General features: G+C 66.9%; 9 protein-coding genes. 4 read left to right on the top strand and 5 right to left on the bottom strand.

All coding sequences use genetic code 11. The features are described from left to right. Positions 1–93 precede the first annotated feature (93 nt). The 5 genes from EYE40_RS13135 to EYE40_RS13115 all read right to left on the bottom strand — a co-directional run bounded on the left by EYE40_RS13135 (position 94) and on the right by EYE40_RS13115 (position 5,860). A complete protein-coding gene (locus tag EYE40_RS13135) occupies positions 94–1,086 on the bottom strand; it encodes a substrate-binding domain-containing protein (RefSeq protein ID WP_130982369.1) in 993 nt (330 codons plus the stop codon). Positions 1,087–1,153: 67 nt separating this feature from the next. Continuing rightward, positions 1,154–2,218, bottom strand: coding sequence for an ABC transporter permease (locus EYE40_RS13130; RefSeq protein WP_130982368.1), 1,065 nt, complete (start codon positions 2,216–2,218; stop codon positions 1,154–1,156). Next, a complete protein-coding gene (locus EYE40_RS13125) occupies positions 2,205–3,200 on the bottom strand; it encodes an ABC transporter permease (RefSeq protein ID WP_130982367.1) in 996 nt (331 codons plus the stop codon). The genes EYE40_RS13130 and EYE40_RS13125 overlap by 14 nt, the downstream gene beginning before the upstream one ends. After that, complete coding sequence (locus tag EYE40_RS13120; protein ID WP_130982366.1) at positions 3,197–4,717, bottom strand: sugar ABC transporter ATP-binding protein; 1,521 nt, start codon at positions 4,715–4,717, stop codon at positions 3,197–3,199. Before EYE40_RS13120 ends, EYE40_RS13125 begins: the two co-directional genes overlap by 4 nt. Before the next feature lie 120 nt (positions 4,718–4,837). Continuing rightward, positions 4,838–5,860, bottom strand: coding sequence for a LacI family DNA-binding transcriptional regulator (locus tag EYE40_RS13115; RefSeq protein WP_130982365.1), 1,023 nt, complete (start codon positions 5,858–5,860; stop codon positions 4,838–4,840). A 165-nt stretch (positions 5,861–6,025) separates the two neighbouring features. Here EYE40_RS13115 and rhaI point away from each other — a divergent pair, with 165 nt between their 5' ends. Genes rhaI through EYE40_RS13095 form a run of 4 tightly spaced genes read left to right on the top strand, consistent with a single transcriptional unit; the run spans position 6,026 to position 12,079 of the window. Beyond that, positions 6,026–7,192, top strand: coding sequence for an L-rhamnose isomerase (gene rhaI, locus EYE40_RS13110; protein WP_130982364.1), 1,167 nt, complete (start codon positions 6,026–6,028; stop codon positions 7,190–7,192). Beyond that, on the top strand, positions 7,192–8,622 hold the full coding sequence (locus tag EYE40_RS13105) for an L-fucose/L-arabinose isomerase family protein (RefSeq protein WP_130982924.1): 1,431 nt from the start codon (positions 7,192–7,194) through the stop codon (positions 8,620–8,622). The genes rhaI and EYE40_RS13105 overlap by 1 nt, the downstream gene beginning before the upstream one ends. Before the next feature lie 29 nt (positions 8,623–8,651). Further along, positions 8,652–10,682, top strand: coding sequence for a bifunctional aldolase/short-chain dehydrogenase (locus EYE40_RS13100; RefSeq protein WP_130982363.1), 2,031 nt, complete (start codon positions 8,652–8,654; stop codon positions 10,680–10,682). Continuing rightward, positions 10,682–12,079 carry a rhamnulokinase gene (locus EYE40_RS13095; protein ID WP_130982362.1) on the top strand — a complete coding sequence of 466 codons (1,398 nt, stop codon included), beginning with the start codon at positions 10,682–10,684 and terminating at the stop codon, positions 12,077–12,079. Before EYE40_RS13100 ends, EYE40_RS13095 begins: the two co-directional genes overlap by 1 nt. Positions 12,080–12,082: the final 3 nt, after the last annotated feature.

The following is a 12,082-nucleotide window of genomic DNA, read 5'->3' as shown; positions in this document are numbered from 1 at the left end:
TCAGGGGTGGAGCGTGACCGCTATGAAACGTTACAAAACAGGGGTAAAACCTCGGGGACCGGCGTGAGCCGATCCCCGAGGCAGGTGTCCTAGTTACTTGAGGAAGTCAGCAACGTTCGCCTTGGTGATCAGCGTGACGGGCTGGTAGACCTCGCGCTCGTCGGCGTTACCGAACTCGATGTCCTCCTTGTCGAGCAGCTTCTTGGCGAGCTCGACGGTCAGCGTTCCCATTCCCTTGGGGTCCTGGGCAACGGTTGCCGAGAGGCCGTCAGCGTCGATGGCCGTGAGGGCCTCGCCGTCGCCGTTGTAACCGACCGTGACGATGTCCTTCGTCGGGTTCTTGCCCGCGTCGGTGATCGCGTTCGCAGCTGCGACGGCCATCGGGTCGTTGCACGCGAAGACGCCGGCGATGTCGGGGTCCTTCGCGAGAGCGTCCTTCATGATCGTGTAGGCCTCTTCTGCCTTGGAGTTACCGGAGAGCTCGGTGACGACCTCGTAGCCGAGCGACTCGATCTGCTCGACGAAGCCGATGTTGCGCTGTGCGGCGTAGACGGCGGACGGCTCGCAGGTGATCGAGACGACCTTCTTCGAGGCGAGGCCGAGTTCCTTGACCTGAGCGTCGATGAAGTCGGCGGCCTGGACGCCACCATCCTTGTTGTCCGAGACGACGATGGCGTCGTACGGGGTGCCGCCACCACCGATGTCATCGACGATGACCGGAACGCCGAGCTCCTGCGCCTTGGCGATGATCGGGCCGAGTGCGTCGGGCTTGAAGGGGCTGATGATCAGCACGTCGACGCCCTGGTCGAGGAGAGCCTGGGCTCCGGTGACCATTTCGTTCTCGTCGCTCTTCTCGTCGTGGAGAACGTAGTCCCAGCCGTTGGCCTCGACCGCTGCCTTGGTGCCGGCTTCCATCTCCTGGAAGAACTCGTACTGCATGTCGTAGACCGAGAAGCCGACGGTGATGTCGGTCTTGGTCTCGCCGTCGCCGCCAGCGGGGGCGTCGCCGGTGCTACAACCGGTGAGTGCGAGTGCTGCTGTCGCGGTGATGGCTCCCGCCATCAGCCACATCTTGGTGTGCTTCATTGCAACTGCCTTTCGTTGGTACTGCGTGGGGTGCGAGGGAAGAACGGGTGATGGCCAGCCACGGGGGTCAGCCTGCGGTCGCCATCCTCTTGTTTCGGAAGCTCAGTGCCTTCCGAAGTGCTGACGAGCCGGGGAACTTCGTGCGCAGGCCGTCGATGGCGAGCGCAACGATGAGTACACAGCCCAAAATGATTCGCTGGTACGACGCTCCGACGCCCATGCTCACGAGCAGGTCGTTGAGCACCGAGACGAGCAGCACGGCCGAGAAGGTGCCGACGAGGGAGCCCTTTCCGCCCTGCAGGCTTGCGCCGCCGAGAACCGCCGCCGTGATGACGCGCAGCTCGAAGCCGTCCTGGGCCGATCCATCGGCTGTCCAGACGCGAGTGATGTAGGTGAGCGTCGCAATTCCGACCGAGAGGCCGAGAATGACGAACACGAACAGGCGGATCTTCGCGGCCGAGATGCCGCTGAACTTCGCCGCGAGCGGCGATGAGCCGAAGGCGATGACCTTGCGGCCGGTGCCGGTGCGGCGCAGCACCACGTAGCCGACGCCGAACACGATCACCATGATGATGAAGGTGAGCGGGATACCGGCCACGTTGAGGCTGCCGATCTGGGCGAACGGCGACTTGACCTCGGAGTAGGGAAGCACGGCCGGCCCGTTCTGGGTGAGCACGTACGCGATGCCGCGGAAGACGAAGAGCATGCCGAGCGTCGCGACGAAGGGCGGCACGCGCAGCGCCGTGACGAGCGCGCCGTTGACGAGACCGCAGGCGATGCCGGTTCCGATCGCAGCGGCGAGGGCGAGCGGGGTTCCGCCGACGCCGTAGGCGAAGAGGGTCACCACGCTCACCAGGGCGAGCTGGCCACCGACCGAGAGGTCGAAGGTGCCGTTCATGATGGCAAAGGTCATGGCGCAGGCCACGATGCCGAGGTAGGCGCTCTCGCGCAGGATCGACTGCACGTTGCCGATCGAGAGAAAGTCCGGCTCGAGGATGACGGCCACGATCACGAGCACTACGAGAACCGAGGCAATGCCCCAGCTGTCCCAGAACGCTCCGAAATTGAAGCCCTTCTTCTGCGCCGGCGGCTGAATCGAGGCGGCGAGCATCGCGGTGTCAGTGTTTGTCATCGAGTGCCTCCACGGGGACTTTGCGACGGATGGCCTGGATGGCGAGTGCGCCGACCAGCAGGATGCCGATGCTGATGCGCTGGTAGGCGGGCGGCACGTTGAGCAGGTTGAGACCGTTGCTGATGGTCTCGATGAGCAGCGCGCCGAGCACTGTTCCGACGACCGAGGCGCGACCGCCGAGCAGGCTGGTTCCGCCGATCACGACGATCGTGATGGCGTCGAGCTCGAAGCCGACACCGAGCTGGCCGGAGCCCTTCTGCAGCTGCGCCGAGATCATGATTCCCCAGAGCGCGCCGGCGATGCCGATGATCACGTAGACGAGGATGCGGATGCGGTCGACCGGGAGTCCGGAGAGGCGAGCGGCATCCCGGTTGCTGCCGATGGCTGCGACCCAGCGACCGAAGCGGGTTCGGTAGGTCAGCCACAGCATGAAGATGAGGGCGACGATCGCGAGCAGGATCGGGAACGGGATGCCGAGGGGGCGGCCCGAGGCGAAGTACTTGAGGATCGGGTCGCTGACGATGACGTCGCGGCCGTTGGTGAACGCCTGGGCGACACCGCGCACGATGACGAGCGTTGCGAGGGTGGCGATGAACGGCGTCACGCCCAGCTTGGTGATGATGAGGCCGTTGAGCAATCCGACGATCGCACCGACGAGCAGGGCGAGGATCAGTCCGACGCCGGTTCCCATGCCGCTCGCGATGGCGGTACAGGCGACGGCACCGGTGAGGGCGACGGTCGATCCGATCGACAGGTCGAACTCTCCCATGGTGATACACAGCGTCATAGCGAGGCCCGGGATGACGAGAACACTCGCCGCGAACAGCACGTTCTCGAGGTTGGTCGGGCTGAGGAAGCCGGGCGCACCGATAGCGAGTCCGATCACCACGAGCGCCAGCGGGATCGCGAGCGGCAGGCCGCGCAGCGCTTCCTGGACGAAGGAGATCGACGTTTTCTTCTTCGTCGGGGCAAGGGCGGTCATGCGGTGACTCCGATCCGGCGATCGGTGGTCGCGCAGGCAATGACATTTTCTTCCGTGCGGTCCTCGCCGGAGAGGCGACCGACGACCGCTCCCTGCGAGAGCACAACGATTCTGTCGCTCATGCCGAGGAGTTCGGGCAGGTCGCTCGATACCATCAGCACGGCGACTCCCGACGCGGTCAGTTCGTTGACGAGCTGGTGGATCTCCGCCTTGGCGCCGATGTCGACGCCGCGAGTCGGCTCGTTGAGCACGAGTAGCTTTCCGCCGGGGGCGAGCGCGCGACCGAGCAGTACCTTCTGCTGGTTGCCGCCCGAGAGCTGGCTGATCAGCTGGTTGGAGCTGCTCGCCTTGATGCGCAGGCGGTCCCGGTAGCCGTTGTAGGCGTCCTGTTCCCTGGAGTGCGAGAGCAGCCCACCCCATCCTCGAATCTTCTCCAGGATGGTCGCGGTCAGGTTGTGGGCGACGGAGAGGTGCGGGAAAATGCCCGACGTCTTGCGGTCGTCGTGCAGGAATCCGACGCCGCGGGCGATGGCCTGCGCGGGTGTGGTCGGGGCGAACGGCTCGCCATCGAGGGTCATGGTGCCGCCGCGGATCGCGAGAGCACCGAAGATGGCCTGGGTGAGCTCGGTCTGGCCGGCTCCCGCGACGCCGCCGATGCCGAGCACTTCGCCGGCCCGCACGTCGAGGCTGACGCCGCGCAGGCTGCGGCCGGAGGTGAGGCCGTCGACGGTGAGCACGACCTCGCCGAACGAGCTCTTGTCGCGGTCGAAGACCGACTTGACGTCGCGGCCGACCATGAGCTTCACGAGCTGGTCCTGGTCGGTGTCGGCGATGTCGAGGGTGGCGACGTGTGTTCCGTCGCGCAGCACTGTGGCGCGGTCGGCCACGGCGAAGACTTCTTCGAGGTGGTGGCTCACGTAGATGACCGAGCGGCCCTCGTCACGCAGGCGCTTGACGATGTCGAGCAGGCGCTCCACCTCGCTCTGCGAGAGGGCTGCAGTCGGTTCGTCCATCACGATGACGCGACCGTCGACCGAGAGGGCCTTGGCGATCTCGACGAGCTGCTGCTCGGAGACGCTCAGGTCGCCGAGGCGGGTGTCGGGGTCGACGTCGAAGTCGAGGAGCTTGAAGACGCGGTTGCATTCCTCGCGCATCTGCTTGTACTGGATGCCGCGGCTGAACCGTCCGTGCGGTTCACGCCCGGCGAAGACGTTCTCCGCGACGGTCAGGTCGGGGAAGAGCGTGAATTCCTGGTAGATCACGGCGATGCCGGCGGCGATCGCGTCGTGCGGCTTGGAGGGAGAGTACGGCTTACCGGCGAGCGTGATCGAACCGGAAGTGGGCTGGTAGACGCCGCCGAGCACCTTGAGGAGCGTGGATTTTCCCGCACCGTTCTCGCCGACGAGTGCGTGCACTTCACCGGGACGAACATCGAAGCCGACCGAGTCGAGAGCCTTGACGCCGGGGAATTCCACCGTGAGTGCGGTGACCTCGAGGAGAGCGGCGTGATCGGTCATTGCCTGATCTCCATTTCAGCGTCGTTGCGTGAATCGTTTCATTGGGTGGTGCAAGTCAGATACTAAACGCATCCCGATCGATTCGTCAACGTGAGTGTGCACCGGCGCGTCCCCAGCAGATCACAGTGCCGTAACGGGGCCGGTCGTTGTGGCTCGGATGACCAGCTCAGGCTGGAAGACGACATCCCGCCCCTTCTCGATGGTGCCGTCGATCTCGCCGATCACCAGCTCGACGGCGGTGCGGCCGATCAGCTCGCTCGGCTGGCGCACCGAGGTGATCGGCACAACGGCCGAGCCCGCGAAGTCGATGTCGTCGTAGCCGACGATCGCGATCTCCTCCGGGATGGCGAGGCCGTTGCCCATCACGAACGACTGCACGAGACCGAGTGCCACGAGGTCGTTGGCCGCGAAGATCGCGTCCGGACGATCCGCGGGAGCACGGCCGACGATGCCGTCCCCGGCCGCGCGGCCCTCGAGGATGGTCAACGATTCGGTTTCGAGGACCTCGAGCGTTGCATCCGGAACCGCGGCCACAGCGAGCCGCGCACCCTCGAGACGGTCGATGAACTGGTGCAGGGTCGACGGTCCGCCGACGAAGGCGATACGGCGGCGGCCCATGGAGAGCAGGTGCTCGACGGCGAGCTGGCCGCCGGCGACGTCGTCGACCGAGACGGAGGAGAAGCCCGAGCCCGGGATGCGGTGGTCCACCAGCACGGCCGCGATGCCGCGCGCCTTGAGGCGGGAGAGTCGCTCGCCCACGTCGCCGACCGGAGAGATGAGCACACCGCGCACGCGCTGCTCCTCGAACAGGTCGAGGTAGAAGCCCTCTCGCCGGGCGTCCTGGTCGCTGTTGCCGAGCAGGATGACGCTTCCGTTGTCGTCTGCAGCCTGCTGGGCGCCTCGCGCCAGGTCGCTGAAGAAGGGGTTGCTGATGTCGAGCACCACGAGGCCCATGGCGCGGCTGCTGCCGGCGCGCAACTGACGGGCGGCGTCGTTGCGCACGAAGCCGAGCTCGGCGATCGCGTTCTGGACGCGCTCGACGGTTTCGGAGGAGACCCGCTCGGGCCGGTTGAGAACGTTGGAGACCGTGCCCACGGAAACCCTCGCTCGCGCCGCAACGTCGCGGACACTGATCGATGCCATCGGTATTCCTCTCGAGCGTGGGGCGCATGCCTCTCGCGGAATCATAGCCTCAGGCCTTCGCGCACCGATTTTGGGTTGCGGTATTGCGCCCGCCGCCCCCCTGTGACATATGATGTGAAACGATTCACAGCCGCTGTTCAATGCGGCAGAACTTGGATGGATTCAATGACGATTACGTTCGCGGATATTTCCGCCCAGCTGGCGACCCAGGCCATCGAGCTCCCGTCGTGGGCTTTCGGCAACTCGGGCACCCGATTCAAGGTGTTCTCGACCCCCGGAACCCCGCGCACCCCGCAGGAGAAGATCGCCGACGCGGCCAAGGTGCACGAGCTCACCGGCCTCGCTCCCTCTGTCGCGCTGCACATCCCGTGGGACAAGGTCGACGACTACGCCGCCCTTCGCGCCTTCGCGCAGGACCACGGCGTCGACCTCGGAACCATCAACAGCAACACGTTCCAGGATGACGATTACAAGTTCGGCTCGCTCACGCACACCGACGACGTCATTCGCCAGAAGGCCATCGATCACCACTTCGAATGCATCGGCGTCATGGACGCCACAGGCAGCCGCGACCTCAAGATCTGGCTCGCCGACGGCACCAACTACCCGGGGCAGGGCGACATCCGCGGCCGCCAGGACCGCATGGCCGACTCGCTCGAGAAGATCTACGCCCGCATCGGCGAGAACCAGCGTCTGGTGCTCGAATACAAGTTCTTCGAGCCCGCTTTTTATCACATGGATGTCCCGGACTGGGGTACCTCCTACGCGCAGGTCACCGCCCTCGGCGACAAGGCTCTCGTCTGCCTCGACACCGGTCACCACGCACCGGGAACGAACATCGAGTTCATCGTGATGCAGCTGCTGCGCCTCGGCAAGCTCGGAAGCTTCGACTTCAACTCGCGCTTCTACGCCGACGACGACCTCATCGTCGGTGCGGCCGACCCGTTCCAGCTCTTCCGCATCATCTACGAGGTCGTGCGCGGCGGCGGTCTGAACAACCCGGACGTCGCTTTTATGCTCGACCAGTGCCACAACGTCGAGGACAAGATCCCCGGACAGATCCGGTCCGTTCTCAACGTGCAGGAGATGACGGCGCGCGCGCTGCTCGTCGACGGCGGCGCCTTGAAGACGGCACAGGACGCGGGCGACGTGCTCGGCGCCAACGCCGTGCTGATGGACGCGTTCTACACCGACGTCCGCCCCGACCTCGCCGCCTGGCGTGAGTCGCGGGGATTGCCCGCCGACCCGATGAAGGCGTACGCCGCATCCGGTCACCTGGCGAAGATCGCCGCCGAACGTGTCGGCGGACAGCAGGCAAGCTGGGGCGCGTGATGACCGACATCGCCACACTCCTTCCCCCCAAGCAGCGCCGCAAGACGCGCATCGGCCTGGTCGCCGGCGGTCTCGGCACCTACTGGCCGCAGTTCCCGGGTCTGCTCCCCCAGCTGCAGGAATCGGCGAAATACGTCTCCGACCGTTTTGAGGGCATGGACGCCGAGGTCACCGACGTCGGCTTCATCTCCGACGCGCAGGAAGCCGCCGTCGCCGCCGAGAAACTGCGTCTCGCCGACTGCGACCTGATCGTCATGTTCCTCACGACGTACCTCACGTCGTCGATGGTGCTGCCGATCGCCCAGCGCTCCAACACCCCCGTGCTCATCATCGACCTCCAGCCCACGGAGAAGATGGACCACGCGAACTTCGACACAGGCCTCTGGCTCGCCTACTGCGGCCAGTGCCCCGTGCCCGAAGTCGGCAACGTGTTCCGTCGTGCCGGCATCCCGTTCCGCTCGGTCTCCGGCTACCTCCGCCAGGACTCCGCGTGGCGACGCATCGAGCAGTGGATCAACGCTGCCCACGTGCGCTCCGCCCTCCGCCACGCCCGCCACGGCCTGATGGGTCACGTCTACCCGGGCATGCTCGACGTGTCCACCGACCTCACGCTGCTGCCGACGACGTTCGGATCACACGTCGAGGTGCTCGAGTTCGACGACCTCCGCCAGCGGGTCGAGAAGGTCACCGAGGCGGAGACCGCCGCGCGCATGGATCTCGCCCGCCAGGTGTTCACCCTCGACGACACCGTCAAGGACGAGGACTTCGCGTGGGGCGCAACGGTGAGCGTTGCGCTCGACCGCCTGGTCGAGGACTTCGACCTCGACTCCCTCGCCTACTACCACCGCGGCCTCGATGGCGAGCAGCACGAGCGCCTCGGCGCCGGCATGATCCTCGGCGCCTCCCTTCTTACGGCGCGCGGCATCCCGGTCACCGGCGAGTACGAACTGCGCACGACCGTGGCGCAGCTCGTCACGAGCGTCATCGGCGCCGGCGGATCGTTCACCGAGATCCAGGCCCTCAACTTCGACGACAACGTGGTTGAGATGGGCCATGACGGCCCCGCTCACCTCGCGGTCTCCTCGAGCGAGCCACTCCTGCGCGGCCTCGGGGTCTACCACGGCAAGCGCGGCTGGGGCGTGAGCGTCGAGTTCGACGTGCAGCCCGGTCCGGTCACGCTTCTGGGCCTGGGCCAGGACCGCGACGGCGCACTCGCGTTCGTGGCCTCGGAGGGAACCGTTGTTCCCGGTCCCCTGCTCGCGATCGGAAATACGACATCCCGCGTCGACTTCGCGCGCGACCCGGGCGAGTGGGTCGACGAGTGGAGCGCGACCGGCATCGGCCACCACTGGTCCCTCTCGGTCGGCCACCGCGCCGCCGACTACAGGGCAGCAGCAAACCTCCTCGGCATCGACTTCCGCCAGGTCTGACCCTTCTTCCCCCACGACGAAAGACACTCATGAGCACCGCAGCCGACCTCATCGCCCGCTCCAACCGCCTGGGCTCAGACCCGCGCAACACGAATTTCGCAGGTGGCAACACCTCGGCCAAGGGTACGGAGATTGATCCCGTTACCGGCGAGCCGGTCGAGCTTTTGTGGGTGAAGGGGTCAGGTGGTGACCTCGGAACCCTCAAGGAGTCCGGCCTAGCCGTGCTCCGGCTCGACCGGCTCCGCTCACTCGTGAACGTCTACCCCGGCCTCGACCGCGAAGACGAAATGGTGGCCGCGTTCGACTACACGCTGCACGGCAAGGGCGGTGCAGCCCCCTCGATCGACACGGCCATGCACGGACTCGTCGATGCCGCCCACGTCGACCACCTGCACCCCGATTCCGGCATCGCCTTCGCGACCGCCGCAGACGGTGAAGCGCTGACCGCGACGGCGTTCGGCGGCCGCGTCGCCTGGGTCGACTGGCGTCGTCCCGGCTTTCAGCTGGGGCTCGACATCGCCGCGATCAAGGCGGCCAACCCCGACGCGATCGGCGTGATCCTCGGTGGCCACGGCATCACCGCGTGGGGCGAGACCTCGCAGGAGGCGGAGACCAACTCCCTCTGGATCATCGAGACCGCAGAGAAGTTCATCGCCGCCGAGGGTCGCGAGAGCCCCTTCGGAACCGTCCTCGACGGTTACACCGCCCTGCCCGAGGCCGAGCGCCTCGCGAAGGCTGCGGCCCTCGCCCCGAGCATCCGCGGACTCGTCTCGACCGACCGCGCCCAGGTCGGCCACTTCACCGACGTGCCCGTCGTCACCGACTTCCTCGCCTCGAGCGAGCACCCACGTCTCGGCGGCCTCGGCACCAGCTGCCCCGACCACTTCCTGCGCACCAAGGTCAAGCCGCTGGTGCTCGACCTGCCGGCGACCGCAACCGTGGAGGAGAGCCTCGCTCGTCTCACCGAGCTGCACGAGCAGTACCGCCTCGACTACGCGGCCTACTACGACGCCCACAAGGTCGAGGGTTCGCCGGAGATGCGCGGCGCCGACCCGGCCATCGTGCTCATCCCGGGCGTTGGCATGTTCAGTTACGGCGCCAACAAGCAGACGGCTCGCGTCGCCGGCGAGTTCTACATCAACGCCATCAACGTGATGCGCGGAGCCGAGGCCATCTCCACCTACAGCCCCATCAGCGATGCCGAGAAGTTCGCCATCGAGTACTGGTCGCTCGAAGAGGCGAAGCTGCAGAGGATGCCCGCACCCAAGCCCCTCGCGGGACGCATCGCCCTCGTCACGGGTGCAGCCTCGGGTATCGGCAAGGCCATCGCCACCCGCCTCGCCGCGGAGGGCGCGTGCGTCGTCATCGCCGACCTCGACCTCGCCAAGGCCCAGGAGGCCGCGGCCGAGATCGGTGGTACGGACGTCGCCATCGGCGTGCAGGCGAACGTGACTTCAGAGGATGACGTTCAGGCCTCGGTTGACGCCGCCGTTCTCGCTTTCGGCGGGCTCGACCTCGTGGTCAACAACGCCGGCCTCTCGCTCTCGAAGAGCCTGCTCGACACCACCGTGGCCGACTGGGACCTGCAGCACAACGTGATGGCGAAGGGCTCGTTCCTCGTCTCACGCGCCGCCGCGAAGGTGCTCATCGACCAGAAGCTCGGCGGCGACATCATCTACATCTCCTCCAAGAACTCGGTGTTCGCCGGCCCGAACAACATCGCCTACTCGGCGACGAAGGCCGACCAGGCCCACCAGGTGCGCCTGCTGGCCGCCGAGCTCGGCGAGTACGGGGTCAAGGTCAACGGCATCAACCCCGACGGCGTCGTCCGCGGCTCGGGCATCTTCGCCGGTGGCTGGGGTGCCAAGCGCGCCGCCGTCTACGGCGTCGACGAGCAGGACCTCGGCAAGTACTACGCGCAGCGCACGCTGCTCAAGCGCGAGGTGCTGCCCGAGAACGTCGCGAACGCCGTGTTCGTGCTCTGCACGAGCGACCTCAGCCACACCACCGGCCTGCACATCCCCGTCGACGCGGGTGTTGCCGCAGCCTTCCTCAGGTAATGGTTAAAGCTGTAGCCGCGGTCGACCTCGGCGCGACCAGCGGCCGGGTCATGCTCGGCTACGTCGGCCACAACGAGCTGCGACTGGTTCCGGTGAGCCGTTTTCCGAACGGGCCGGTGGAGACACCCGACGGCCTGCATTGGAACATCACCGGCCTCTACGAGCACGCCCTCGCGGGGCTGACCACGGCCGCCGCGCAGGAACCCGAGCTGGTGAGCGTCGGGGTGGATTCCTGGGCCGTCGATTACGCGCTGCTGAACGCGGGCCGCGCGCTGGGCGAGCCGTTCCACTACCGCGACGCGCGCACGGCGACCGGGGTTGCTGCGGTTCACGAGCGGGTCGCGGCATCCGAACTCTATGCATCGACCGGGCTGCAGCACCTTCCCTTCAATACGGTGTTCCAACTCGCGGAGGACGCGCAGGCGGGACGCCTGGCCGCAGCCGACTCGTTCCTGCTCGTTCCCGACCTGCTCGGCTTCTGGCTCACCGGCACCGCGGTCGCCGAGCGCAGCAACGCGTCGACGACCGGCCTCTTCAATGCGACGACCGGCGAGTGGGATGACGACCTCATCCGCAGGGTCGGGCTGCCGCGCTCGATTTTCCCCACATTGATCGACGCGGGTGCACGCCTCGGCGGCCTTCGCCCCGAGCTGGCAGCGCGCGTCGGCACCCCGAATCTGCAGGTCACCACGGTCGGTTCCCACGACACGGCCTCGGCGATCGTCGCGATCCCCGCTGCCGACACCGACTTCGCCTACATCTCGTGCGGCACCTGGTCGCTCGTGGGGGTCGAGCTCGAGAAGCCCATCCTGAGCGAAGCGAGTCGCGCTGCGAACTTCACCAATGAGGGCGGCGTCGACGGACGGGTGCGCTACCTGCGCAACGTGATGGGCCTCTGGCTGCTGAGCGAGACGGTTCGGCTGTGGAACGGAGACCTCACTCAACTGCTCGAGCAGGCCGCGGCCTATGACGGACCGGTCGCCATCTTCGATCCCGATGACGAGCGGTTCCTGCCGCCGGGCGACATGCCCGCGCGCATCGCCGCCTGGTGCGAGGAGAACGGTATCGCCGCGCCCGGGTCGCGCCCCGCGCTCGTGCGCAGCATCCTCGAGAGCCTTGCCGCCGCTTACGCCCGCACCATCGACACCGCTCGCGCACTCAGTGGTGCCACGGTGAACACTGTGCACCTCGTCGGCGGCGGGTCGCAGAACGCGCTCCTCTGCCAGCTCACCGCCGACGCCACCGGCATCCCCGTGGTGGCCGGGCCGGTCGAGGCGACGGCCATCGGCAACGTGCTTGTCCAGGCGCGCGCCGCGGGCATCGTCAGCGGCGACCTCGAAACGCTCCGCGCCCTGGTCGCGCGCTCGGTGCCTCGGACGGTCTACCTGCCGCGCTAATGC

The organism is Glaciihabitans arcticus (assembly GCF_004310685.1).
Taxonomy (GTDB): Bacteria; Actinomycetota; Actinomycetes; order Actinomycetales; family Microbacteriaceae; genus Conyzicola; species Conyzicola arctica.
Note: the sequence above shows the minus strand (reverse complement) of the source record. Positions and strands in the feature narration are given on the sequence as shown.